30 protein-coding genes, 1 tRNA gene and 1 other RNA gene are annotated in these 23,833 nt (G+C 72.1%); 12 read left to right on the top strand and 20 right to left on the bottom strand.

Going from position 1 to position 23,833, the window contains the following annotated elements; all coding sequences use genetic code 11:
• The first annotated feature begins 118 nt into the window (after positions 1-118).
• Together BR85_RS03905 and BR85_RS03900 are read left to right on the top strand one after the other, a co-directional pair.
• Complete coding sequence (locus tag BR85_RS03905; RefSeq protein WP_028495344.1) at positions 119-550, top strand: MarR family winged helix-turn-helix transcriptional regulator; 432 nt, start codon at positions 119-121, stop codon at positions 548-550.
• Complete coding sequence (locus BR85_RS03900; RefSeq protein ID WP_051526135.1) at positions 547-1,785, top strand: MFS transporter; 1,239 nt, start codon at positions 547-549, stop codon at positions 1,783-1,785. Before BR85_RS03905 ends, BR85_RS03900 begins: the two co-directional genes overlap by 4 nt.
• 74 nt (positions 1,786-1,859) lie before the next feature.
• Here the strand turns inward: BR85_RS03900 and BR85_RS03895 are convergent.
• A tRNA-Lys gene (locus BR85_RS03895) sits at positions 1,860-1,932 on the bottom strand.
• A 94-nt stretch (positions 1,933-2,026) separates the two neighbouring features.
• On the opposite strand from BR85_RS03895, the gene BR85_RS03890 reads away from it, so the two are divergent.
• Both BR85_RS03890 and BR85_RS03885 read left to right on the top strand, forming a co-directional pair.
• On the top strand, positions 2,027-2,854 hold the full coding sequence (locus BR85_RS03890; protein WP_028495342.1) for an inositol monophosphatase family protein: 828 nt from the start codon (positions 2,027-2,029) through the stop codon (positions 2,852-2,854).
• Between the two features lie 17 nt (positions 2,855-2,871).
• Positions 2,872-3,429, top strand: coding sequence for a hypothetical protein (locus BR85_RS03885; protein ID WP_028495341.1), 558 nt, complete (start codon positions 2,872-2,874; stop codon positions 3,427-3,429).
• A gap of 30 nt (positions 3,430-3,459) precedes the next feature.
• Here the strand turns inward: BR85_RS03885 and BR85_RS03880 are convergent, their stop codons facing one another.
• Positions 3,460-4,857 carry a hypothetical protein gene (locus tag BR85_RS03880; RefSeq protein WP_028495340.1) on the bottom strand — a complete coding sequence of 466 codons (1,398 nt, stop codon included), beginning with the start codon at positions 4,855-4,857 and terminating at the stop codon, positions 3,460-3,462.
• A gap of 145 nt (positions 4,858-5,002) precedes the next feature.
• Between BR85_RS03880 and BR85_RS03875 the strand changes: the two genes are divergently transcribed.
• From BR85_RS03875 to BR85_RS03865, 3 genes are read left to right on the top strand one after another with little or no spacing between them, the layout of a single operon-like run.
• Positions 5,003-5,437: a hypothetical protein gene (locus BR85_RS03875; RefSeq protein ID WP_028495339.1), complete on the top strand. Its 435-nt coding sequence runs from the start codon at positions 5,003-5,005 to the stop codon at positions 5,435-5,437.
• Complete coding sequence (locus tag BR85_RS03870) at positions 5,437-5,661, top strand: helix-turn-helix transcriptional regulator (protein WP_028495338.1); 225 nt, start codon at positions 5,437-5,439, stop codon at positions 5,659-5,661. Before BR85_RS03875 ends, BR85_RS03870 begins: the two co-directional genes overlap by 1 nt.
• Positions 5,658-6,671 carry an NAD(P)-dependent alcohol dehydrogenase gene (locus tag BR85_RS03865; RefSeq protein WP_081782651.1) on the top strand — a complete coding sequence of 338 codons (1,014 nt, stop codon included), beginning with the start codon at positions 5,658-5,660 and terminating at the stop codon, positions 6,669-6,671. The genes BR85_RS03870 and BR85_RS03865 overlap by 4 nt, the downstream gene beginning before the upstream one ends.
• Positions 6,672-6,676: 5 nt before the next feature.
• On the opposite strand, the gene BR85_RS03860 is transcribed toward BR85_RS03865, so the two are convergent.
• The gene (locus BR85_RS03860; RefSeq protein WP_028495336.1) at positions 6,677-7,099 is read right to left on the bottom strand and encodes an ester cyclase; all 423 of its coding nucleotides are present in this window, start codon (positions 7,097-7,099) and stop codon (positions 6,677-6,679) included.
• Positions 7,100-7,177: 78 nt separating this feature from the next.
• On the opposite strand from BR85_RS03860, the gene BR85_RS03855 reads away from it, so the two are divergent.
• Positions 7,178-7,789, top strand: coding sequence for a TetR/AcrR family transcriptional regulator (locus BR85_RS03855; protein ID WP_028495335.1), 612 nt, complete (start codon positions 7,178-7,180; stop codon positions 7,787-7,789).
• Between the two features lie 15 nt (positions 7,790-7,804).
• Here BR85_RS03855 and BR85_RS14835 read toward each other — a convergent pair whose 3' ends face one another.
• Complete coding sequence (locus tag BR85_RS14835) at positions 7,805-8,857, bottom strand: bleomycin resistance protein (RefSeq protein ID WP_051526134.1); 1,053 nt, start codon at positions 8,855-8,857, stop codon at positions 7,805-7,807.
• 65 nt (positions 8,858-8,922) lie between these two features.
• On the opposite strand from BR85_RS14835, the gene BR85_RS03845 reads away from it, so the two are divergent.
• Both BR85_RS03845 and BR85_RS03840 read left to right on the top strand, forming a co-directional pair.
• A complete protein-coding gene (locus BR85_RS03845) occupies positions 8,923-9,585 on the top strand; it encodes a VOC family protein (protein ID WP_028495334.1) in 663 nt (220 codons plus the stop codon).
• Positions 9,586-9,595: 10 nt separating this feature from the next.
• Positions 9,596-10,216 carry a hypothetical protein gene (locus tag BR85_RS03840; protein WP_147049299.1) on the top strand — a complete coding sequence of 207 codons (621 nt, stop codon included), beginning with the start codon at positions 9,596-9,598 and terminating at the stop codon, positions 10,214-10,216.
• Positions 10,217-10,267: 51 nt separating this feature from the next.
• Here BR85_RS03840 and BR85_RS03835 read toward each other — a convergent pair whose 3' ends face one another.
• Both BR85_RS03835 and ssrA read right to left on the bottom strand, forming a co-directional pair.
• Positions 10,268-11,392, bottom strand: coding sequence for a ScyD/ScyE family protein (locus tag BR85_RS03835; protein ID WP_028495333.1), 1,125 nt, complete (start codon positions 11,390-11,392; stop codon positions 10,268-10,270).
• Between the two features lie 225 nt (positions 11,393-11,617).
• Positions 11,618-11,986: a transfer-messenger RNA gene (gene ssrA, locus BR85_RS15125) on the bottom strand.
• A gap of 136 nt (positions 11,987-12,122) precedes the next feature.
• Between ssrA and BR85_RS03825 the strand changes: the two genes are divergently transcribed.
• Complete coding sequence (locus tag BR85_RS03825; RefSeq protein ID WP_028495332.1) at positions 12,123-12,788, top strand: SIMPL domain-containing protein; 666 nt, start codon at positions 12,123-12,125, stop codon at positions 12,786-12,788.
• Positions 12,789-12,816: 28 nt separating this feature from the next.
• On the opposite strand, the gene smpB is transcribed toward BR85_RS03825, so the two are convergent.
• From smpB to prfB, 8 genes are all read right to left on the bottom strand, one after another.
• Entirely contained in the window at positions 12,817-13,293 is a 477-nt protein-coding gene (gene smpB / locus BR85_RS03820; protein WP_028495331.1) for an SsrA-binding protein SmpB, read from the bottom strand.
• A gap of 72 nt (positions 13,294-13,365) precedes the next feature.
• Positions 13,366-14,280 carry a permease-like cell division protein FtsX gene (ftsX, locus tag BR85_RS03815; protein ID WP_028495330.1) on the bottom strand — a complete coding sequence of 305 codons (915 nt, stop codon included), beginning with the start codon at positions 14,278-14,280 and terminating at the stop codon, positions 13,366-13,368.
• Entirely contained in the window at positions 14,277-15,260 is a 984-nt protein-coding gene (gene ftsE / locus BR85_RS03810) for a cell division ATP-binding protein FtsE (protein ID WP_028495329.1), read from the bottom strand. Before ftsE ends, ftsX begins: the two co-directional genes overlap by 4 nt.
• Positions 15,261-15,321: 61 nt before the next feature.
• Positions 15,322-16,044 (bottom strand): anti-sigma factor, encoded by a 723-nt coding sequence (locus BR85_RS03805; protein ID WP_028495328.1) that lies wholly within the window; start codon positions 16,042-16,044, stop codon positions 15,322-15,324.
• A complete protein-coding gene (locus tag BR85_RS03800) occupies positions 16,031-16,618 on the bottom strand; it encodes an RNA polymerase sigma factor (protein WP_028495327.1) in 588 nt (195 codons plus the stop codon). The genes BR85_RS03805 and BR85_RS03800 overlap by 14 nt, the downstream gene beginning before the upstream one ends.
• Complete coding sequence (locus tag BR85_RS03795; protein WP_028495326.1) at positions 16,618-17,250, bottom strand: class F sortase; 633 nt, start codon at positions 17,248-17,250, stop codon at positions 16,618-16,620. Before BR85_RS03795 ends, BR85_RS03800 begins: the two co-directional genes overlap by 1 nt.
• An 11-nt stretch (positions 17,251-17,261) precedes the next feature.
• The gene (locus tag BR85_RS03790; RefSeq protein WP_028495325.1) at positions 17,262-18,083 is read right to left on the bottom strand and encodes a DUF4397 domain-containing protein; all 822 of its coding nucleotides are present in this window, start codon (positions 18,081-18,083) and stop codon (positions 17,262-17,264) included.
• A 95-nt stretch (positions 18,084-18,178) separates the two neighbouring features.
• The gene (gene prfB, locus BR85_RS03785) at positions 18,179-19,288 is read right to left on the bottom strand and encodes a peptide chain release factor 2 (RefSeq protein ID WP_028495324.1); all 1,110 of its coding nucleotides are present in this window, start codon (positions 19,286-19,288) and stop codon (positions 18,179-18,181) included.
• Positions 19,289-19,349: 61 nt separating this feature from the next.
• Between prfB and BR85_RS03780 the strand changes: the two genes are divergently transcribed.
• Positions 19,350-20,597, top strand: coding sequence for an MFS transporter (locus tag BR85_RS03780; protein WP_051526235.1), 1,248 nt, complete (start codon positions 19,350-19,352; stop codon positions 20,595-20,597).
• Positions 20,598-20,606: 9 nt separating this feature from the next.
• Here BR85_RS03780 and BR85_RS03775 read toward each other — a convergent pair whose 3' ends face one another.
• The 6 genes from BR85_RS03775 to BR85_RS03750 are packed head-to-tail and all read right to left on the bottom strand — an operon-like array spanning position 20,607 to position 23,829.
• Positions 20,607-21,020, bottom strand: a complete 414-nt coding sequence (locus BR85_RS03775) for a pilus assembly protein TadG-related protein (protein ID WP_028495322.1) — start codon at positions 21,018-21,020, stop codon at positions 20,607-20,609.
• Positions 21,017-21,472 carry a hypothetical protein gene (locus BR85_RS03770; RefSeq protein WP_028495321.1) on the bottom strand — a complete coding sequence of 152 codons (456 nt, stop codon included), beginning with the start codon at positions 21,470-21,472 and terminating at the stop codon, positions 21,017-21,019. The genes BR85_RS03775 and BR85_RS03770 overlap by 4 nt, the downstream gene beginning before the upstream one ends.
• Positions 21,447-21,821: a TadE/TadG family type IV pilus assembly protein gene (locus tag BR85_RS03765; protein WP_028495320.1), complete on the bottom strand. Its 375-nt coding sequence runs from the start codon at positions 21,819-21,821 to the stop codon at positions 21,447-21,449. The genes BR85_RS03770 and BR85_RS03765 overlap by 26 nt, the downstream gene beginning before the upstream one ends.
• Positions 21,822-21,829: 8 nt before the next feature.
• On the bottom strand, positions 21,830-22,021 hold the full coding sequence (locus BR85_RS03760) for a hypothetical protein (RefSeq protein WP_028495319.1): 192 nt from the start codon (positions 22,019-22,021) through the stop codon (positions 21,830-21,832).
• Positions 22,022-22,063: 42 nt separating this feature from the next.
• Entirely contained in the window at positions 22,064-22,975 is a 912-nt protein-coding gene (locus tag BR85_RS03755; RefSeq protein ID WP_028495318.1) for a type II secretion system F family protein, read from the bottom strand.
• Entirely contained in the window at positions 22,972-23,829 is an 858-nt protein-coding gene (locus BR85_RS03750; RefSeq protein ID WP_028495317.1) for a type II secretion system F family protein, read from the bottom strand. Before BR85_RS03750 ends, BR85_RS03755 begins: the two co-directional genes overlap by 4 nt.
• Positions 23,830-23,833 lie beyond the last annotated feature (4 nt).

Raw genomic sequence — 23,833 nt, 5'->3', positions numbered from 1 at the left:
TTCACCATTGGAAGGGAGTCAGACCTGAGATGTGATTCAGGTATTGCCATCTTGGGCGTGCCGCGCGGAGATGTCAACAACACATGCACGAGGTATATATCTTGGCTATGCTTCTCGGGTGACCCGATCCGAGGACGTCCTCCATCTCATGCTCGGTGCGCACGCCCTGACCCGGATGGCGGCGCTGGACACCCGGTCCGAGACCCCCGCGGCACAGTGGCGCACGCTCAGCCTCCTGCGCGACCACGGCCCGCAGCGGCTCGGCGATCTCGCGCGCCGGAGCCGCATCAGCCAGCCCGGCATGACGCGCCTCGCCGGTCAGATGGCGGAGGCCGGTCTGCTCGAGCGCAGCGCCGATCCCGCGGACTCGCGGGCCACCGTGCTGTCCGCGACCCCCGCCGGACTCGCGGCCCTCGAGGCATGGCTCGAGGAGCTCGGTGCCGCGCTGACGCCGCGATTCGGCGACCTGAGCGACGAGGACTGGGAGACCCTGCGCCGCGCTGCCGCCATCCTCGCCCGCAAGACCGCAACCCCGGAAGAGAGCCGATGACCACCACCCCGACACCGCCCACCGCGCCCGGCATCTGGCGGCAGCCCGCACAGGTCTGGGCGGTCGCCTTCGCGTGCGTCGTCGCCTTCATGGGCATCGGGCTGGTCGACCCGATCCTCCCCGCGATCGCCGAATCACTGGAGGCCTCGCCCGTCGAGACGGAGCTGCTCTTCACGAGCTACCTGGTCGTCACGGGGCTCGCGATGCTCGTCACGAGCTGGCTGTCCAGCCGCATCGGCGCGAAGGCCACGCTGCTCATCGGCCTCGCCCTCGTGATCGTCTTCGCGCTGCTGTGCGCCCTCTCCGGCAGCGTCGACGCCGTCATCGGCTTCCGCGCCGGCTGGGGTCTCGGCAACGCGCTGTTCATCTCGACGGCGCTCGCGACGATCGTGGGCGCCGCCTCCGGCGGCAGCGCCGCCGCGATCGTGCTCTACGAGGCCGCCCTCGGCCTCGGGATCGCGATCGGCCCGCTCGTCGGCGGCATCCTCGGCGAAGTGAGCTGGCGCGGCCCGTTCTTCGGCGTGGTCGCGCTGATGGCGATCGCCTTCGTCGCGATCGTCGTGCTGCTGCGCACGCCGAACGAGACGCGCACCCCCACGGCGCTGTCGGCGCCGTTCCAGGCGCTCCGCCAGCCCGCGCTCGCGGTCCTCGCCGTAACGGCCCTGTTCTACAACATCGGGTTCTTCGTCCTCCTGGCCTTCTCGCCGTTCCCGCTGGGGTTCGGCGCCATGGGCATCGGACTCACGTTCTTCGGGTGGGGCGTCGCCCTCGCCGTCACGAGCGTCTGGGTCGCTCCCCTGCTGCTGCGCGGCATGCGCCGGACGACCGCCATGATGACCGTCCTGCCCCTCCTCGCGATCGACCTCGTGCTCGCCGGCCTCTTCGCCGCGAACCCGGGAGCCCTCGTCGTGTGCATCATCGTGGGCGGGCTGCTCCTCGGCGTCATGAACACGATCCTCACCGAGTCGGTGATGGAGGCCACCGACCAGCCGCGCTCGGTCGCCAGCGCCGCGTACTCCGCCGTGCGGTTCCTCGGCGGCGCCGCGGCCCCGCCGATCGCCGCCGCGCTCTGGCACGCCTTCAACGCGTCGGTGCCGTTCTTCTTCGCGGCAGGCTCCGTCGTCCTCGCGGCCCTGACGATCCTCCTCGGCCGGAAGGCCCTCGCACGCGTCGACGCGCACCGGGCGGACGCGGCGGAAGAGGCGGCCGCGGTGCTGGTCGGCGACGCCGCCTGAGAGGCCCGGCGCCGCATTCCGCGGCGGAAAAGGGACAGCCCCGGTGACTGGCGAGAGTCTCCGGGGCTGTTCCGTGCACCCCCAGGGACTTGAACCCTGAACCCACTGATTAAGAGTCAGTTGCTCTGCCGATTGAGCTAGAGGTGCGCGCTGTTCACACGAGGCGAACGAGGATCAACGTTATCATCCCGATGCGGTCGATCGCCAATCGGGGCCACCCCGGCCGTCTATCCTGGGAGACGTGACCTCCCCCTCCCCCTCGCCGTCCTGGAGCGCGCCCTTCGACGGTGACCTGGCGGAGGATCTGGCCCTGGCCCTGCGGATCGCGGATGCCGCCGACGCCGTCACGATGAGCCGCTTCGACGCCGCGGACCTCGACATCCGCACGAAGGCGGACGCGACCCACGTCACGGAAGCCGACCTCGCCGCCGAGCGCGCGATCCGCGAGGTTCTCGCGGAGGAGCGGCCCGGCGACGGCGTCTTCGGCGAGGAGTACGGCGTCACGGGCGACACCGCCCGCCAGTGGATCATCGACCCGATCGACGGCACCGCGAATTACCTCAAGGGCATCCCGATGTGGACGACCCTCATCGCGCTCGCGATCGACGGCGTCCCCCGCGTCGGCGTCGCCAGTCAGCCGGCGCTCGGGCGACGCTGGTGGGCGGCCACCGGCCTCGGCGCCTGGACGAACACGCCGGAGGGGACCCCGCGCCGGCTCGGCGTCTCGACCGTGTCGGACGTCGCCGACGCGAGCGTCAGCTTCCAGAGCATCGCGCAGTGGGACGAGGTCGGACGCAGCGACGACCTCCTCCGCCTCAGCCGGGCCGTCTGGCGCGACCGCGGCTACGGCGACACGTGGCCGTACATGCTGCTCGCCGAAGGCCGGCTCGAGTTCGTCGCGGAGTTCGGCGTGCAGGAGTACGACATCGCCGCCCTCGTGCCCATCGTGACCGAGGCCGGCGGACGGTTCACCGACATCGACGGGCGGGATTCCCTCGCGTCCCGCTCGTCCCTCGCGACCAACGGCATCCTGCACGACGCGTTCCTCTCCCTCATCCGCACCCCGTGAATCGAGAGCCCGCACGCATGCCTCTCCCCCGCCTCTCCCGCGCCGCGCTCCCGCTCGCCCTCGGCGCGCTCCTGTTCACCGCGTGCACGGGGACGCCGGGCGCGCAGCCGACCGAGGTCCCCACCGCACCGGCGCCGGGGGCCGATCCCAGCCCTTCGGCGGTGCCGACGACAGCGCCCGTGGACCCGGCCGACCTGACCTGCGAGAACCTCATCGCCCCGGACGCCGTGGCCGGACTGGAGGCGGAGGGCTGGACCTCGGAGGAGGGCGAGTTCGCCATCAACGACCTCGTGCTCGACGGCATCTCCTGCACATGGGCCCGGCCCGGCGACACGTTCGACGATCTCGTCGTCTTCGGCTGGGCGCCGATCACCGCCGACGAGGCCCAGGAGGCGCAGGAGCAGCTCGAATCGGTGGGGTGGACCGCGCAGGAGAGCGCCGAGGGGCTCTACCTCAGCGAGGCGGACGCGCAGAATCCGGATGCCGTCGGGACGACCTACCTCTTCGGGGACGGCTGGGTGACGATGTCCGACACGCAGCAGGGCCTGCTGCTGATCGAGCAGCCCGCCCGGTAGCCGCCCGGCGCCGACGGCGCCGCGGCGGCGCTAGCGGCCGTCCGCGAGTCCGTGCGCGACGATGTGACGGATGCTCTCCCGCGTCGCCCAGACGAATCCCTCGTGCGACCGCGCCGAACTGGCCCGCCCGGCGGGCGCGTCCGCCGGCGTCGGGGTGAGGACGAGGCGATCCGGGTCCGCCGCGAGGTACCGCTCGATCGTGCGGATGGCGGCGTGCTCGGCGGCCGTCACGAGCGGGGTCTGGTCCGCCCATCCCGACCGGCGCCGGGAGGACGGTGTCAGCTTTTCCGCATCGGCGAACCGCCGCATACCGGAGAGCGGGCGGTCGGCCCGGGACTCGCAGGCGCCGCTGACGAAGTAGAGGAGGCTGTGCTCGTAGACCCGCTGCGTCATCCGCGGCAGCGCGTCGGCCCGCTCGGCGGCATCGGTCATCGTGAAGATGCGCAGCCCGGCGAGCACCGGCGCCACGGCATCCGCTCGCAGGGTCAGCGCGAACCGCTCCGCGCTCGCGGAGGGGGCGAGGAGCACGACGTCGAGCCGGCCGGCGCCGGGCACCGCCCGCCACCGGTCGATGAGGTCGCAGGCGATCATGCTCCCGGCGCTGTGGGCGATCACTGTGACCGGGAGGGGCGGCGCGCCGGCCGCCTCGCGGTCCCGGATCGCCTCGAGCAGCACCGTCACCGCGCCCGTCGGCCCGAGATTGCGGCCGGCGTCCGCCGTCATCTCGTCCCACGCCGCGGCACCCACGCCGACGGCGCGCACGCACTCCTCGAGTACGCTCTGCCGTGGCCCGTGGAGCCAGCCGTACGGCTCGCGCGCCCGGAGCTCGTCGAGGACACCGAACGCGAAGGCCAGGAAGCTGTCGAAGGGCTCGAGCGGCAGCGCGCCGCGACGATCGCCTGCGATCCCGAAGACGGCCCGGTAGGTCTCCGGCGTGAGCGCGGCGCGGAGCAGGTCCCCGTTCAGTGCGTCCACTCCGCCCGCCCGGCGCCGCGGGGGCGTGCGCGCGGCGCGTTCGACCTCGGCCACGAGCAGCGGATCGCTCCGCAGCCGGCGCTCCAGCACCGGCCGCCGCTCGCCCTCCTCGGGCATCTCGGCCACGGCGTCCGCGAGAGCGCCGAAGATCACCCGCGCGGGACCCGCGAACGCATCGAGCAGGCTGTCGAGCAGTCCCGTCTCCCAGACGAGGAAGACCGGGTAGCCGCCGGAGCCCGCGATCTCCGGGGCCAGGCACTCCGCGGTCGTGAGAGCGGCCGAGGTGGTGACGAGCCCGCCGTGGATGTAGAGAACGAGCCCGCGCGGCGAGTCCCCGGCACGGCGGACCATCTCACGCACCTGCGCGCGCGTCGTGGGCGGGCCGGACTCGGCCAGCCTGCCGTCCCGAGAATGCAGGATGTGACGCTCCGCGAACATGTCGTGCTGCGTCATGCCGCCTCCTCGTCACGTCCCGACAGCGTCCCGTGCTGCGCCGACATCGGCAACCCATGTAAAGAATCCTTGACATCCACCCGGGACTGCCGCACACTTCGAATGTCAAGTTTTCTTTACACAGGATGCGACATCGGAGGGTGACATGGTCTACCAGGAGCGCAACACGTGGGCGGGGCTCATCGTGACGCTGATCGCCATGACGGCGTATGTCATCGCGCTCCTGCGCGCACTGGGCGAGCAGCCGGCATCCGAGATCGAGTGGTGGCCGATGATGGCGTGGACGATCGGCATCAGCATCGTCGCCGCCATCGCAGTGAGCATCGTCTGGGGAATCCTCGCCGGGATGCGCGACCCCGACGGCGCCGGACGCTCCGACGACCGCGATCGCGACATCGCGCGCATGGGCGACCGCGTCGGGCAGGCGTTCCTCGTGATCGCGGGGCTCGGCGTCATCGTGCTCTGCGCCGTGCGGGCGGAGCCGTTCTGGGTCGCGCACACGATGTTCTTCGGGTTCGCGGTCTCCGCCCTCGTCGGCGGGGTCGCACAGGTCGTCGCCTATCGCCGGGGACTCGTCTGATGGTCAAGCCGACCCGGGTGACGAACGACATCCGTGCGCACCGCGAGGCCGCCGGGATGACGCAGGCCGAGCTCGCTCGGCGACTCGGCGTCACCCGGCAGACCCTCATCGCCATCGAGCAGGGCAGGTACTCCCCCAGCCTCGAGCTGGCATTCCAGATCGCGCGCGAGTTCGCGCGCGGACTCGACGACGTCTTCCACTACCCGCAGGAGAGCTCCTCATGACCCCGCCGACCGCCACCATGACCGCCTGGACCCAGCACCGCTACGGCGGACCCGATGCCGTGCGCCCCGAGACCGCGCCCGTGCCGGTCCCCGCACACGCCGAGGTCCTCCTCCGGGTTCAGGCGACGGGCCTCAACTCCGCGGACGTGCGCGTCATGCGCGGTGACCCCCTGCTGCTGCGCCTCGCCTTCGGGCTCCGCCGACCCCGCACCGCGGTGCAGGGACGCGACGTCGCCGGCACCGTCGTCGCGGTCGGCGCCGACGTCGCCGCCGATCCCGCCGGCCTCCGCATCGGCGATGACGTCGTCGGCGAGATCACCGGCGGCGGACTGGCGACCTACGCCGCGGCGCGCGCGGACCGGCTCGTCCGTCGTCCGGCGGGCGTGGATGCCGTGACGGCGGCGGCCCTGCCGATGGCCGGCGGCACGGCGTGGCAGGCGCTCGCGCTCGCCGGAGTCGGCGCCGACGACGACGCGGCGGGGAAGCGGATCCTCATCCTCGGCGCCGGCGGCGGCGTGGGCACGTTCGCCGTCCGGCTCGCGGCGCTCCGCGGGGCCACGGTCACTGCCGTCGCCGGGGACCGATCCGCCGACGTCGTCGCGAACCTGGGCGCCGGCACGGTGCTCCGGCACCGCGCCGCCGACCTCGGGGCACTGCCCGCGGCATCCTTCGACGTCGTCGTGCTCATCGCCGGCGAGGACCGCCTGCGACCGCTGCGGCGCCTCCTCGCGCCGGGCGGGATCCTCGTGCTCGTCAGCGGCGGCGCGCATCGGGTGTGGGGGCCGATCGGGACGATCGTCCGCGGGATGCTCCTCTCCCGCCCGGCAGCCCGCATCCGCCCGCTCGCCGCCACCGCCCACCCGGAGATCACGGCGGACCTCGCCCGGCTCGCCGCCGCGGGAGACCTGGCACCTCACATCGAGCGCACGTGGCCCCTCGATGACGCCGGAGCGGCCCTCGCGCACGTCGACGCCGGGCACACCGTCGGCAAGGTCGTCGTGATCGCCTAGCGGCCTCACCCCACGGGCACCGGGATGCGGCCGAGCCGCATGAGGATCGCGAAGCGATCGGGCACGCCCCAGTGCTCGACGATGCGCCCGTCGTGGATCCGTGCGATGTCGATGACCGTGAAGCGCACCGGCCTGCCCGTCGGCGGCCCCAGGAACGGGCCGGTGTTGGTCGCCATGCCCTCCGCGCGGACCCACGCGGTGTCGCCGCTCTCCACGGCATCCTCGATCGTGAACCTCAGATCGGGCATGCCGCGGTGCACCTCGGCGATGGCGCGCTTGATCTTGCCGATCGCATCGGCTCCGACACCGGCGAGCCCGAACTGGTGCTCGACGATGCCGGGATCGCAGAGCTCGTCGACGATGTCGGTGTTCCCTGTGGCGAACCCCTCCTGCAGCATCCGCTCCAGCACGTTCGTCCGCTCATTCATGTCGTCCCCCTTGTCGTGCACCATCCCCGCAGTGACTGCAGTGGCACTGCATCGAGTGCGATAGCTACTGTGGACCTCGTGACCTCCGACGTCAAGCCCCCGGCTTCTGCGTACCGCCGCGAACAGGCGGAGGCGACGCGTGTCCGCATCGCCGAGGCGGCGCGGCGCCTGTTCGCGCGGGACGGCTACGGCTCGACGAGCATGGATGCCATCGCGAAGGCGGCGGGCGTCGCGGACCGCACGGTGTACACGGCGTTCGGCGCGAAACGGGAGATCCTCAACCTGATCTGCGAGCTCTGGCTCGCACGGGCGGGGGCGCGCGAGCTCGCCGAGACGATCCTCGCCGAGCCGGACGCGCGTGCGCGGCTCCGGGGCGCCGCGCACTGGCTGACGACGCTGTACTCGACCGATTTCGACGTCGTGCGCATCCTCGACGCGGCGATCGACGAGGACGCCGAGACCCAGACCCTCCTGCGCGGCAAGCTCCGCGGCCGGAACCGCGTCATGGACGCCCTCATCGCCTCGCTCGGCGACGACCTGGCGATCCCCCGGGCCGATGCGCAGGCGGTCTTCCGCGCGTATGCGGCCGCCGGGGTGTACGGCGAGCTCGTCACCGCGTCGGGCTGGTCTCCCGAGCGGTTCGAGAGTTGGCTCGCCGCCACTCTGGAGGCGCAGCTGCTCGGAGGCTGACCGCGCGCCGCCGGCTCAGTCCCGCAGCCATGGCGGCTGGTCGGCGGTCCTCCGCCGGGGGACGTACCGCTGCCAGGTGTGCCGGAAGGTCCATCCGCCGTAGGCGAAGAACGCGATCGCGGCGAATAGGCCGATCGCCGTGCCGACCCCGACGGCCCACCCCCACGAGCCGCCGGCCGTGCCGATGACCGCCCCCGCGACGAGACCGAGGACGCAGGCGTTCACGACGATGATGAGCATCATGGAACTGCCGAGCAGCACGCTGGCGCTGCGCCGGCGGAGGAACGAATAGGTCCGCTCCATCCCCGGCCGGTCATCGGCGACGGCGGCGAGGAAGATGTCCGCGACGGTCGGGTCGAGGTCGACGTAGGCGCTGCGCAGCCGGTTCATCGCGACGACATACATCATGTCCTCCTCCGACACGTTCATCACCCGCGTCTGCGTCATGAGGCCCACGAGCGCGAGGAACGCGAGGATCGCGATGGCGGCGCCGCCGAACCAGCCCTCGAATGCGGTCGCCTGGCCCAGGAGCCCGATCGTGACGAGACCCGCGGAGACGAGCGTCAGGAAGATCGTGATGCGCGTGAGTACCTCACTCTGCGCCGTGCCACGGGCCGCGAGGAGACCCCAGTGCTCGGTGGCGAGGATCTGCGCGCGCCGCGCCAGGGCGGCGTCGGACTCCGGGATCGGCGGCACCGCCTCGCTCAGGAAGGAGCCCACGCGCAGCAGGTTCCCGCTGCGATCGACGACCGCGAACTCCCGCAATCCGAAGTCCGTGTCGACGGGGGGTGTGATCCGGCTTCCCGTGGTCGGGTCGGGCACGACGATGCGCGCCCATTCGTCGTGCAGCGCCCGCGCGTCGTCGACGTAGAGATAGCACATCGAGGCCGAGCGGAGCGGGTCGACCGTGGGATCGCCGGAGAAGTGCAGCTCGATGTCACCACGGCCCAGGATGAGGTACTCCCACGTTGGCAGCGGCGCACCGCGGTTCTCGAAGCCGAGCGCGGTATAGAACCCGAGGGTCTCGGGGAGATCGCGGCTGAGGAGGATCGGCACGGCGCGGTTCATGAGTGCAGGCTACGCAACCTCGTCCTGCCTTCACACCGTCGGACGTGGCCGCTAGGGTCGCCGGCATGGACGACGAAGAGGGCCGGCTGCACCCCCGGGATTTCCACGCGACCCCCGGCGTGGGCGACTGGCGCGTCCTGTTCTGGGGTGCTCATGCGTTCTACCGCACGGACTCGTTCGCGCACGCAGCGGAATTCGTCGCCGCGATCGCCGCCGCATCCGCTGCGGTGGGCCACGAGCCGGACGTCGATGTCCGCCCGCAGGGCGTGACCGTCCGCACCTTCACGCACGAGGATGGTGCGCTGAGCCGGAAGGACGCCGAACTCGCCGCGGCGGTCAGCGCCGCGGCGCACCGGCTCGGACTCGAGCCCGATCCCTCGATGCTGCAGGTCGTCGGGATCGCGGTCGCGCAGGATGCCGGCACCGACACACGCCCCTTCTGGGAGGCGGCGTTCGGGTATACGCGCGTCGGCGACGAGGATCTCGTGGACCCGGTGCGCCGCGGTCCGCACCTGTGGTTCCACGAGCTCACGCCACCCCGCCCGGGCCGAGGACGCACCCACATCGACGTCTCGGTGCCGGCCGATCAGGCCGAGAAGCGAGTGCGCGCCGCCGTGCGCGCCGGAGGCCGCATCGTCGACGACAACGTGTCGATGAACTCCTGGACGATCGCATCCCCGGAGAACCACAAGGTCGACATCGCCGGCTGGGCCGACCTGGAGGCCTGACGTCGGCGTGGTGACCAGCATGCGCGCGCGCTTCCTCGGCCGCTGGATCCTCCTCGTGTCGATCGGCGAGGCGACGGGGTTCGCCGTCGCGGCGGCCGTCGCCGTCCTCACGATCGTCTGGGGCACGCCGGAACCGTGGCGGCTCCTCCTGATCGTCGTCGCCGGCGCCGTGGAGGGAGCGGCCCTCGCGACCGGCCAGTACGCCGCGATGGCCGCCCGCCGCCCGCGGCGGGCGCTGTGGATCGGCGCCACGGCCGGCGCGGCAGCCCTCGCGTGGCTCATCGGGATGCTGCCGAGCACGCTCGGACTGGACCTCGACCCCGCCGCGGCGATCCCCCTGCTCGTCGTCGGCGGGCTCGTCCTCCTGGCCACGATCCCGGTCGCGCAGTGGCTGGCGCTCCGCCGGGAGGGCGCGCGGCGATGGGTCCCGGTCACGATGGGTGCCTGGTCGGTCGCCGTCCTGTGGACCGCCGCGCCCTCACCGCTCGTCGACGAGGCCAGCCCGGTCTGGCTCATCGCCACCCTGTACGTCATCGCGGGGATGCTCATGGCCGTGACGGTCGCGAGCCTGACGGCGACCACCGCATGGTCGCTCTTCGGCGCGCCTGCCGTCGCACGGCATCGCCCCTGACCGGCCGGAACACGATCCGTTCGCCCGGGAAGAGGCCGCGCAGGTGATTCGTCAGTGCCGGAACGAGGCCTTCTTGTGCCACTTCCCGTTCACGATCTCCACGATCGTGCCGGGCACCTGGGGCCCAGCCGGGTCGAGCGAGATCGTCGTCCCCGCCCAGAGCGATCCGCCGCGGCCCGCTTCGATCGCGACGACGTTGGTCAGGTCGAGGAAGTGCGACTTCGTGCCGTTCCGGACGACGGAGATGGCGCTCGCGAAGTACTCCGCGACATAGATCTCGCCGCGCTGACCGATCGCGAGGTTGGTCGCACCGAGGAAGCCGGTCGCGATCTGCGTGGCGCTGCCGTTCCACGGATTGACCCGCCAGAGCGCCCCGCGCGCTCCCAGCACGGGCGACTCCGGACCGCCCGGCAGCGTCGTGACGTACAGCATCCCGTCACGCCCGACCTCGACGTCGGTCGGGACCGCCTCGAACCGGTACGGGATGCCCACGACGCAGTCCGGGAGGCTGAGCGCCGCGGCCATCTCGGACGTGATGGTCGTCGGCTGCGCGGGGAACACCGCCAGCGTGCTCACCCGGCCGGCGCTGTCCGCCGCGAGCAGCGCGTTGGCTCCGGCATCCGCGATCACCCACTGCCTGCCCCACTGCGTCACCGAGTACGCGTGCGAGTCGACGAGCCCGGTATAGCTCACCGGGAAACCGGCGGCCGTGAGCGCGTCGCTGACGCACTGACTCGGGTTCTCGACGCCGTAGGCGACGTCCTGGTCGGGGTTGTTCGCCTGCTCGTACGCGAGCGTGTCGGCGTACACTTTCGAACCGCGCGGGCCCCACAGGTTCAAGCCGCTGGCGGTGATCTCCTTCTCACCCTCGGTCGTCGTGAACGCGAGGGTCCTGCCGTTCTGCGACACCTCCACGCCCGATGCGCCCGGAGCCGGGTTCACGGTCGGCGTGATCGAGCCGTCCGCGGCGAGGGTGCCGACGATGCCCGCGAACCCGTCCGCGACGTGGACGTCCCTCCCGTCGATGTCGAGGTTGAACGGCGCGACGACCTGCGAGGACTTCACGACCGGGCCGGGCGCCGGCTTCGGCTTCTGACCGGCCGACGCCATGGTCGGCGTGGCGAGGATGAGCGCGAGAGCGGCGATACCGGCCCCGAGCGCGCGGAACTGCTTCATGACACCTCCGAATCCGGCCCGGCGATGCGGCCGAGCAGCGGGAATCCGGGCGGAAGCCGGTTGCCCCCCCGTACCGCCGTCCGGTGATGAAGATCGTCGCCGATGACGACCCGGCGCTCATTCTGGCCCTGTCGCGCCGCATCGTCAATGGCGCGAGCCGGCAACGAGAAGGCCCGGACCCCGCGCACATGGCGCGAGGGCCGGGCCTCCTCTGTGACAACGGCTTCGTGGAGATGGGGGGAATCGAACCCCCGTCCATCGCTGAGATACTGCGTCTTCTCCGGGCGCAGTCTGTGCAGACGTTCTGCTCGGCTCCGACCTTTGTCACAGACACCTAAGTCGACGAGCCCAGCCTGGGAAGAGTCCCGCGTGACGTCCAGACGCCGTCACGCAGCAAGATCCCTAGATGACGCCAGGGTCCGTAGCGGGATCGCCTACGGTCTGACGGAGTTCAGGCTCGCTTAGGCAGCGAGGGCGAACTCAGTGCGCTTGGATTCGGCACTTATAGTTTTGCAGAGATCGTTTACGAGATAACCCTGCATCCTCGGCCCGCTTCCCGCAGATTCACAGGCGATGTCGAAACCGATCATCCCCGTGGACCTTCGTGTGAAGGCGGCCGTTGTCACGCTGTGGAGTTGTGCTGCCGGGAACCGAGGCGCCCGAGCATTACAGCTTACCACGATCGACGCTCGCTCGGGCCACCCCCGCACCGCCCGGATACACTCACGGCATGAGCGAGGTCACGATCACGGTCCGCGGCGAACACGAGGCGCGCATCGCGCCCGAGCACGCCATCGCCCATGTCTCGGCGTCCGTCGACGGAGCCGAGCGCGGGGCCGTCGTGGAGAGGATCGCGGCGCTCGTCGCCCCCGTCCGCGACGACCTGACGGCCCGGAAGGCGTCCGGTGGGATCGCGGACTGGACGAGCCAGCGTGTCTCGGTGTGGGCGGACCGCCCGTGGAACAGCGAGGGTCGTCAACTCGATCTCGTGCACCACGCATCGGTCGAGCTCCGGGCGACGTTCACCGATTTCATGCTCCTCTCCGATTGGCTGAGCGACATCGCCTCCCGGGAGGGGATGCAGGTGGGGTCGGTGTCGTGGGAACTCGCGCCCGAGACCCGTGCGCGTGTCGAGCGCGAGGTCGCGACGCAGGCCGTGTCGGTCGCCGTCGAGCGGGCCACGGCGTATGCCGAGGCGATCGGACGCGCGACCCTCACCCCCGTCGAGATCGCCGATCTGGGCCTCCTCACCGACGGCGTCGCCCCCGCGGGCGGGGCGATGCAGATGATGAAGGCGTCGATGGGGCGGGATGCCGCCGGCTCCGCGATGGCGGAGTTCCATCCGGAGGACGTCGTGATCTCCGCCGGCGTGGAAGCGCGCTTCCGCGCGAGCTGACCAGGCCCGCCGGACTCAGTCGCCGGACTCAGTCGCCGAGGCGGTTCTTGGAGCGCATGGCGCGCTCTGCTTCGCGCTTGTCCTCGCGCTCGCGAATCGTCTGTCGCTTCTCGAACTCGCGCTTGCCCTTCGCGATGGCGATCTCGACCTTGGCCCGGCCGTCGGAGAAGTAGAGCTTCAGCGGGATGATCGTGTAGCCGCCGGCGCTGACGGCGTGCGAGATCTTCACGATCTCGTCCTTGTGGAGGAGGAGCTTGCGGGTGCGCTTCGTGGCGTGGTTGGTCCAGTGCCCCTGCGAGTACTCCGGAATGTGCACGGCGTCGAGGTACGCCTCGCCGCCGTCGATGTACGCGTACCCGTCGCTGAGGTTGGCTCGGCCTTGGCGCAGCGACTTCACCTCGGTTCCGGTGAGCACGAGGCCCGCCTCGTACGTCTTCTCGATGGCGTACTCGTGGCGCGCGCGACGATTGGTCGCAACGACCTTCTCGCCGCGCTCCTTGACCATTTCTTCTCCTCGGACAGCCGCACTGCGCCCGGGCGGCGCGCGACAGCCTGTCAGTCTATCCCGACCGGGCGCTCAGGCGCGCAGCCAGCGCCGGATCGCGAACCCGGCCGACACGGCCGCGAGCACGAGCCCGATCACGATGACGAGGGGGATGACGACCGCAGCGTCGCGCATGTTCACCCAGTCCGTGACGAAGTCCACCCGGCCGCGCAGGTACTGCTGCACGCCGAACTCCACCCCCGCGAGGATCGCGGCGCTCGCGAGCACCGAGCCGATGAAGGCCGCGAAGACGCCTTCCAGGATGAACGGTGTCTGGATGAACCTGTTCGACGCGCCCACGAGCCGCATGATGCCGAGCTCTTTCCGCCTGGCGTAGGCCGACAGGCGGATCGTCGTGGCGATGAGCAGGACGGCAGCGATCAGCATGAGCCCCGCGATCCCCACGGCGATGTACGTCGCGATCGTCAGGGCGGAGAAGAGCGGATCCAGGTACTGCATCTGGTCCTTCACCTCCTCGACGCCGTCCATGCCGCCGAACGCCTCCGCGATGACGTCGGTCTGGCCGGGGTCGACGAGGTTGACCCAGAACGTCTCGTTGAGCTGCTCGGGGGTGATGAAGTCGGCGTAGTCCTCCCCCATGAGGGCCAGCACGTTCGCGTACGCTTCGTCGCGGGTCTCGAAACGGATGTCGCGGACGACACCCGCCAGCGCGGGGCTCTCCAGCTTCTCGCGCACCTGGGCGACCTGATCCTCCGACGCGACGCCGTTGACGCACGTCGTGGTGGCGGCGTCCGCGCGGCACATGAAGACGGCGACCTGCGCGCGATCGACCCAGTAGTCGCGCATCTTGCCGATCTGCATCTGCATGAGCATCGCGGCGCCGACGAAGGTGAGCGAGACGAACGTGACGAGCACGACGGAGATCACCATGGAGGCGTTCCGCCGCAGTCCCGACAGGGCCTCGGCGAGGATGAGGCGGAATCTCATGTCGTCGGACCCACTTCGTCGTCGCGGCCTTCGAGCCCCAGCTTGCCGGTCACGTCGATCCCCTTCAGGCCGAGGTCGTCGAGGTCGACCTCGGGCGCGTCGATCATGATCGGGCGCGTGTGCGGCTGCGGCTCGTCCACGGGTGCAGGGTCGGTGACGACCGCGGGGGCGGATGCCGGCTGCTCCGGCGCGGGAGCGGCGGCGGCGATCTCCCGCTGCAGTTCGAGTACGGCCGTGAGTGCCGCGACGGCCGCGGCACCCCGCTCCGGCTCCGGCGCGAGGCTCGGCAGCGACGAGGTGTCGCCGTACCCGCCGTGGCGGTCGTCGCGCACCATGACTCCGCCGCGGAGCTCGATGACGCGCCGCTGCATCTGGTCGACGAACCCGGCCTCGTGGGTCGCCATGACGACGGTCGTGCCGCCGGCGTTGATGCGCGCGAGGAGCTGCATGATGTCGACGGAGGTGGCGGGGTCGAGGTTGCCGGTGGGCTCGTCGGCGAGGAGGATCTGCGGCCGGTTCACGAGTGCGCGGGCGATCGCGACGCGCTGCTGCTCACCGCCGGAGAGCTCGTGCGGGAACCGCTTGTGCTTCCCCTCGAGGCCCACGAGGGCGAGCACCTCCGGCACCGCCTGCTGGATGAAGGCGCGGGAAGACCCGATGACCTGCAGCGTGAACGCGACGTTCTGGAAGACGGTCTTGTTGGGCAGCAGCCGGAAGTCCTGGAAGACCGAGCCGATGTGGCGCCGGAAGTACGGCACCTTGCGGCTCGACAGGGTGCGCAGGTCGCGCCCGAGGACGACGACGCGCCCGTCGGAGGGCGAATCCTCGCGCAGGATGAGGCGGAGGCAGGAGGACTTCCCGGAGCCGGACGCGCCGACGAGGAACACGAACTCGCCGCGCTGCACCTCGAAATCGACGTCGCTGAGCGCCGGCTTGTTCGTCCCGCGGTACCGCTTGCTGACGTGCTCGAACCGGATCATGACCTGATGAGCCTATGCGCGCTCCCGCGGCGCGGGCCGAGCGACACCCGCGTGCCGTGGATCAGGCCGCGGTGAGCTCACCGCGGACGATGGAGTCCCCTGAGTGCCCGGGGTCGCCGCCGGTCTCCTCCTGGGAGATGTCGACGAGCGTGAAGGTGGACAGGTCGACGTCGTCGGGCACCGCGAACTCGCCGGTGGCGCCGTCGAGCACCCCCAGGCTGACGAGCGCGGACCCGTCGGAGGCGATGAGCCACACCTCGCGGTAGCCGTCGGCGGGGACGGAGGCGTCGAGGGTCACGACGACCCGCCGGTGCCCGTCGACCTTCTCGAGGACGGCTTCACCGGCCGCGCCCTGCCAGGAGGGGAACCCGTCGAGGGTGGCCTCGGCGACGATCTGCGGGCGCGGGGTCAGCAGGCTCACGGACGTCCAGACGCCCGCGACGATGACGACGGCGGCCGCGGCGCCCACCAGGGCGAGCAGAAGGCGCCGACGGGGTCGGCTTCCGCGGGCTCCGCGCCGCACGGCGTGCTGTGGGGCTGCCGGCTCGGGCGCGACGGCCTCGTCGAAGCCCAGCTCGGAGCTGATGGCATCCCACACCCGCGGCGGCGGGGTGAGGAGCGCGGCGTCGCCGCCGACGGAGCGGCCCACGGCGACGGTGCGTGCCAGCGCGGCCACCTCGGCGGCACAGGACGCGCATTCGGCGAGGTGCGTACGCTCGGCCGGGGTGGCGACCGGCTCGCCCATCGCGATGAGCGCCGCGACGTCCGGGTCAATATGCGACATGAGCGGCCTCCAATCGGGATCGCAGACGGGTGAGACTTCGGCGGATGTGACTCTTCACGGTACCCAGTGGCATGGCCAGTCGCTCGGCGATCTGCGCGTGGGTCAGGTCTTGGTAGAACGCGAGCGTCACGACGGCGCGGGCGTCCGGCTCGAGCTGCTCGATCTCGTCGGCGAGGACGATCGCATCGCTGACGTCGACAGGTGCCGCCACCGGCTCCTCCGCCACGGCGCGCATGGCCTCCTCGATCCGCGCCGTGCGGGAGCGGGCTTCGTGCGCGTCGGCGATCCGGCGCCGCGCGATGGCGACGAGCCATCCGCCGAGGGGGCCCTTGCCCGACTGGAACGAAGCCCGTGAGGTCCACGCCGAGACGAAGGTGCGCTGGGTGACGTCCTCCGCCTCCGCCCGGTCGCCGAGCGAGCGCACGGCGAGGGTGTAGACCAGCCGCGACCAGCGGTCGTACATCTCCTTCAGCGCGCGCTCGTCGCCCGCGGCGAAGCGTGCGCCGAGTTCGGCATCGTCCTCGATGGCGGGCTCCTTCCGGAAGGCGGCGGGCGGCGGGGCGACGAGGGTCATCATGCCTCCCGTGCGACGAGCACCACGTTATCGCTGTAACTGCGGGTTCGCTCGTCGAACGAGCCGCCGCACGTGATGACGACGAGGGAACGCGGCCCCTCGCGGGAGAACAGCTCGTCGACGGGGAGCTGCGCGCGCGGGATGTAGGTGACGCTCTCGACGACGTACGTCGTCGTCGTGCCGGCGGCATCGGTGACCGAGACCTGCTGACCCGGCTGCGCGTCGCGGAGCCGCGCGAGGGGCCCGAGCCCGTACACACGGGAGTCGACGTGCGCCGCGATGACGGTGGCGCCCGCCGCGTCGGCCGGGGCGGGGCCGAACCGGTACCACCCCGCGACGGCGGGATCCGTCGGTATCTCCATCGCCCCGTCCGCCTGGACGCCGACGGGATCGACCGGCATGTCGACGCCGAGGTCGGGCAGCACGAGCGCGGTCGGCTCCGGCGAGGGTACGGGCGGGGGCGTCGGGGTCGCCCGGACGACCGGCACCGACACCGACGGGGTCGGTGCCGGTGCCGCGGTCGCCGAGGCGGAGGGCGGGTTGGGGATCCCGCCCTCCGCGTCGGGGGTGGTGCAGGCCGCGAGGGTCCCGATCATCGCTACAGCGACGAGGGCGGGGAGCAGACGCGACATGGCCATCGGCGTCAGCGGCGGGCGTTGGCCGCGCGGACGGAGAGGACCGAGCCGGCCGCGACGGCGAGCAGCAGCGCGGCGCCGGCGCCGAACAGCCATCCGGTCGAGCCGTTCTCGGCGGCAAGGCCGGCCTCACCGGTGTTCACTCCGTCGGGGCCGGAGTGGAGGCCCGAAACGGTCTGGACGGCGAGGGCGAGGTTCTCATCCGCGGCGCTGCCCCACGCGTACACGATGGTGAGGGCGCCCTCCGAGACGGTGACATCGGCCGGGCCGATGACGGGGTCGGTGGTGCCGGCCAGCGCGACGGCCGCCGACACGGTGCCGGCTGCGAGGTCGAGCGAGGCCTCATCGGGGTTGGCGAGACCCGACACGACGGCCTGGCCGCCGGCCAGGATGTCCACGGCCGGGGCCGCGGCGACGTGGCGGACGGTCAGTCGACCCTGTCCCGCATCCGTGGCGGAGATGTCGTTGGTGAAGAGCTTCGCGGTGGGCGCCCCGTCGGCGTCCAGGTGGGCGACGGCGGTGTAGCTCTTGTTCGCCTCGAGCGTCAGCGTGATGGGACCGAGCACCGGGGCGGAGTCGTCCGCGGCATCCGGCGCCGTCAGCGCGACCACGTAGTCGCCGGCGGGAAGGTCGAGCGGGCCGGCGAGATCGCCGGGCTGGAAGTCGTCCAGCGTCAGCTCTCCGTTGACGTAGACGTCGACCGGGGTGTCCGGGATGCCGTGCAGGACCGACAGATCGGCCGTGGTGTCCGAGATGGCGTAGGCGGGAGCGAATGCGGCGAGAGCGGCGACAGCGCCGACGGCGATGCCCGCAGTGAGTGTCTTACGCACGAGGAACTCCTTATCGATGGGGCGCGACCTGTTTCGCGCTTCATCAAGGGATTCCCCCGCACACCGTCATTTGGATGCAGGCGAATGAAAAAAGTTCAGTCGTCGGTCTTGCGCTTGCGCCAGCGGATGCCGGCGGCGATGAGACCGTCCAGGTCGCCGTCGAACACGGCGGCGGGGTTGCCGACCTCGTATCCGGTGCGGAGATCCTTCACGAGCTGCTGTCCGTAGAGGAAGTAGGAGCGCATCTGGTCGCCCCAGCTGGCGGTGATGGTGCCGGCCAGCTCCTTCTTCTTCGCCGCTTCCTCCTCGCGCTTGAGGAGCAGCAGGCGCGTCTGCAGGACGCGCATGGCGGCGGCCCGGTTCTGGATCTGCGACTTCTCGTTCTGCATGGAGACGACGAGGCCGGTCGGGAGGTGGGTGATGCGGACGGCCGAGTCGGTCGTGTTGACGGACTGCCCGCCGGGGCCGGAGGAGCGGAAGACGTCGACGCGGATGTCGCCCTCGGGGACCTCGACCTCGACGGCCTCCTCCATAACGGGGATGACCTCGACGGCGGCGAAGCTCGTCTGCCGCTTGTCGGCGGAGCCGAAGGGGCTGATCCGGGCGAGACGGTGCGTGCCGGCCTCGACCGACAGCGTGCCGTAGGCGTAGGGCGCGTCGACCTCGAAGGTCGCGGACTTGATGCCCGCGCCCTCCGCGTACGAGGTGTCCATGACCTTCACGGGGTACTTGTGACGCTCCGCCCAGCGCAGGTACATGCGCAGGAGCATGTCGGCGAAGTCGGTGGCGTCGTCGCCGCCGGCGCCGGAGCGGATCGTGACGACGGCGGAGCGGGAGTCGTACTCCCCGTCCAGGAGCGTCTGCACCTCGAGCTGGCCGATGACCTTCTCCAGGTCGGCGAGCTCGGTGCGCGCCTCGGCCGCGGAGTCCTCGTCCTCCATCTCGACGGCGAGCTCGATGAGCACGTCGAGGTCGTCGAGGCGCTGCTCGATCTCGGTGATGCGGCGAAGCTCGGTCTGCCGGTGGCTGAGGGCGCTCGTGACCTTCTGCGCCTTCTCGACGTCATCCCAGAGGTCGGGTGCACCGGCCTCCTCGGACAGGCGCGCGATCTCCGCGGTGAGCCCTTCGACGTCGACCACCGCCTGGATGTCGGCGAAGGTGGCGCGGAGGGCCTGGATGTCGGCGGAGAGATCGAGTTCGAGCATGACAGTCCAGACTAACGTGGATGCGGTGACCGCCGCCGCCGACTCCGAACCGATCCGGGCCATGCTGTGGCGATTCGCCCCCATGATCTACGGCCCGACGTTGCTGTTCGCCCTCGGCGAGGGCGCCGTCATCCCGCTCCTGCCCGTCATCGCCGCCGAGCTCGGCGCCGACGTCCCGACCGCGGCGCTCATCGCCTCCGCCCTCGTGGTCGGCCAGCTGTGCGGCAACATCCCGGCGGGGTGGGCCGTCGCCCGGTTCGGGGAGCGCGTCACGATGGCAGGCGGCGGTACCCTCGCGATCGCGGGGGTCGCGGGCCTGCTCGCGGCGCCCAGCCTGCCCGTGCTGGCGGCATCCGTGTTCCTCGTCGGCTTCTGCGCGGCCGTCTTCGGCCTCGCCCGGCATTCGTTCATGACGACGCGCGTGCCGCTGGGCTTCCGCGCCCGCGCGCTGTCGCTCCTGGGCGGCACGTTCCGCCTGGGCATGTTCATCGGGCCGTTCGTCGCGGCGGGGCTGCTCGCCGTGTTCGCCGACGAGCATGCCGCGTTCTGGTTCTTCGGCGGATGCCTCGTCGCGACCGTGATCCTGGTGCTCGTCGGCGCCGACCCCGAGACCGAGATGGCGGCCGTGCGGGAGCCCGCCGCGACGGGCGACCCGCGCTTCGCGGAGGACACCGGGGAGGCGGTGACCGGGTCCATTCCGACGAGCGAGCGGGCCGGCGTCTTCCGCACCATGTGGCGGCATCGCGGCGTCCTGTCGCGGCTCGGGCTCGCCGCCGCGTCGCTGTCGGCGGTCCGGTCGACGCGTCAGGTGGTCCTGCCGCTGTGGGGCGTGTCCATCGGCCTGGATGCGCAGAGCATCGCCCTCGTCGTCGGCATCTCCGGCGCCATCGACTTCGCGCTGTTCTACGCGAGCGGACAGGTCATGGACCGCTTCGGGCGCCTGTGGGCGGCGTTGCCCGCGATGATCCTGATGGGCGCCGGCTTCCTCGCGCTGTCCGTCACGCACGACCTGGACTCCGCCGCCATGTGGTTCGCGATGTTCGCCGCCGTCCTCGGCGTCGGCAACGGCCTGTCCAGCGGCATCCTCCTGACCCTCGGCGCCGATGTGGCCCCACCCGCCGACCCGGCGCCGTTCCTCGGGTCGTGGCGCACCCTGACGGATGCCGGCGGCGCCGTCGCCCCGCTCCTCGTCTCCGCCGTCGCGGCCGTGTCGACGCTCGGCCTCGCGACCGCCGTCATGGGCGTCGTGGGGCTCCTCGGCGCCGGCGCGTTCCTGCGCTGGGTGCCGCGGTTCGTCCCCCGCGCCTGACCCGGCGGGTCAGCGCAGCGCGTTGCGGCTCGTGGCGGTCGCCCGCAGCACGACACCGTCGGGAACGAAGAGCGCGAGGATGGGCGGATGCCACGTCGCGGTGACGGTGACGCGCGCCGAGACGCCGTCGGGGGCCTCCGCGGAGACGAGCGTGGCCGTCCCGAGCGCCGCGACGAGGTCCGCGGCCTGGTCGCGGACACCGGCGTCGGTGAGCGTCGCGGACGCCTGGCCTCCCTCGACCGTCACGGTGAACCCGTCGGCGCCGGCGAGTGCGGCCGCGTCGGCGACGGCATCCACCCGCTTCTGCGCGAGATACAGGCTCGTGGCGTCCACGCACACGAAGACGAGGGCGAGCGCCAGCACGGCGTAGCCGATCGTGAGGAGCAGCACGCTCCCCTCATCGTCCCGTGGTCGCCGGGTCATCCGGTCCCCCAGAAGCGCGACACCTTCTGCGCCGTCACGGCCTCCACGGGCACCCGGGCGACGCGGTCCAGGTCGAGCACCGGCGGGACGAGCGGAAGCGGGACGGCGGTGGTCAGGGTCACGAGGAGCGTCGCGCCGGCGGACGGGCACGCGGCGCCGGCCGGGCGGCATCCGACGGAGACCTGCACGGCGCCCGGATCGATGCCGTACTCCTGCGTCACCGACGCGAGGATCTCCCGCGCGCGGGCGTCCGCGGTGGCGGCATCCGGGGCCGTCGCGATCGCCCGCGCGATGTGCCGCGACCCCGCCTCGACGCCGAGGGCGTGGGCCTGGATCGAGCCGAGGGCGACGATGAGGTACACGACCGGAACGAGCAGGACGAGGCCCACGAGGATGAACTCGAGCGCGGCCGCGCCGGTGTCCTCGTCAGTCCAGGCTCTCTGCGGGCGCATGACCGGTCACCTCCAGCCCTCCGGTCATGCCGAGCAGCCCGACGAGCGGCAGGGTCGCCGTGACCGTCACCTCGATGATCGGCTGACCGCCCGAGGATGCGTCCCGCGCGCTCACGTCCTGGACGAACACGTCCCCAACCGTGCGGGCGATGATCGCGGTCGTGCGCTCGGCACCGTCCCGCAGGGACGTGTCGGCGAGCGCCGCGTGGTACGCACCCTCGACGGCCGCATCGTGGACGACGTTGCGGACGTAGACGGCGAGGCCGAGCTGCACGACGGCGAGGGTCAGCACCGTCAGGAGCGCACCGACGAGGACGAACTCCACGGGGCTCGAGCCGCGGTCGTCCATCGCCGGCCTCAGAAGCCGGAGACGCGGCTGATCGCCTGCTGGAACAGGTCGGCCAGCGCGGGCCCGGCGAGCGCCCAGATCGCGACGACGAGTCCCGCCGTCATGAGCGTCACGAGCACCCAGCCGGGCACGTCGCCGCGTTCGTCGACGAGCGTGTCCTCCCATGCCGCCCTCACACGGCCCCAGCTTGTGCGGATCATCATCCGCCTCCTTTCCGACCGGTCATCCGGTCCCCTCACCCGTCATCCGATACCCAGCCGCAGCATGACGATGCCGGGGAACACGGCGAACAGCACCGACAGCGGGAGGATCAGGAACACCAGCGGGAGGAGCATCGCGATCTCCTTGCGCCCGGCCTGCTCGATGAGGGTGCGCTTGGCGTCCTCCCGCGCGTCGGACGCCTGCGCCTGCAGCACCTGCGCGAGCGGGGCGCCGCGGTCCAGGGCCGCGATGAGCTGATCGAGGGCCCGCGACAGGGCGGGCACGTCGAGCGTCCGCGCCAGCTCGCCCAGCGCGTCCGTGAGACTCGACCCCGTACCGGTCGCGAGGACGGCCCGCCGGATCTCGGCGGTGAGGTCTCCCGAGCCCACCTCGCCGATGCGGCGCAGGGCATCCAGCAGGCTCTCCCCGGCCGCGAGGCACAGGGCGAGGAACTCCAGCACGGTCGGCAGCTGCTCCTCGACACGGGCGACCCGCCGCCGTGCGGCGCCGGTCAGGTGCACGTCGCACAGCACGGCGCCCGCGCATCCGAGGATCGGCGGCGCGAGCGCCGCGGCCGCGGGATTGCCCGCGCTCAGCACGGCGACGACGGCGAGCGCTCCCCCGACCGCGACGCCGGCCACCGCCCACGCGAGCTGCCGGGCGCGGAAGGCGACGGCATCCTGCGCCCAGCCGGCCTGCCGGAGCCGGCGGTTGAGCGCCTCCGCCCCACCGAGCCCGGCGATGAGCCGGTCACGCCGGACCCGCCACACACCGAGCCCGACGGGCGGGGCGAGCGGGGTGAGGCCGAGCGGATCCGCGACGTCGCGCACGTAGGGCGCGATGCGCCGCGCGAGGCTCGGCGCCGCCCAGCGCGGCACCCGCTGGGCGGCCAGCAGCACGCCGGCTGCGAACGCGCCGCCGAGGACGATCGCGAGGGCCGCCTGCGTGATCATCCGAACCACCGCCGGGGCTCGGACAGGCGGCCGACCCGGAGCATGAGGCGGTAGGCGAGGACCGACACGGCCGCACCGGTGAGGATCACGACGACGCCTTGCGCACTGGAGTACGCCGCCGCGCCCTCGGGCCGCATCGACAGCAGCACGAGCACGATCCACGGCGCGACGACGCCGAGGACGGCGGCTCCTCGGATCCACGACTGGCGGGCCTCGACCTCGGCGCGCAGTGCCGCATCGGCGCGCACGGATGACGACAGCGCGCGCAGCACGGTGGTGAGCTCGGTCCCGCCCACCTGGCGCGCCATCCGGAGCGTCTCGATGATGCGGTCGCCGACCGGATCGCCGAGCGCGGACTTCAGGCGCAGGGCGCTGGAGTCGAAATGACCGGATGCCGCGACGTCGCCGGCGAATGCGGAGAAGGCCGGACGCAGCGGCGCCGGTGCCGACGTCGCGAGCGCGGCGACGGCATCCGGCAGCGAAATACCGGCGCGGACGGATGCGACGAGGAGGTCGCACACGTCGGGCCACAGCGCCCGGCGCGACCGGAGCAGCCGGCGAGCCCGGCCGCGCAGCCACACGGTGGGGGCGGCGGCCCCGACGAGCGCCGCGACGAGCGCCACCGCCGCCAGCGCGGTGAGGAGCCAGGCGACGGCGGCCGCGAGAACGGCGGCGCCGGCGGACAGGACGAGGAGGCGACCGGCGGGCGTATGCGCGAACCCGGCGGCCTCGAGCATGCGGGCGATGCGGCCGGGGGCGCGGGGCGGCGCCGCCGTCGTCCGCGGCGGCCAGAGCCACGGGGACAGCGTCAGCAGCAGCCCGGCGGCGAGGGTCGCGCCCCACACGATGATCATGTCC

This window comes from Microbacterium sp. UNCCL10 (genome assembly GCF_000746195.1).
Taxonomy (GTDB): domain Bacteria; phylum Actinomycetota; class Actinomycetes; order Actinomycetales; family Microbacteriaceae; genus Microbacterium; species Microbacterium saccharophilum.
Note: the sequence above shows the minus strand (reverse complement) of the source record. Positions and strands in the feature narration are given on the sequence as shown.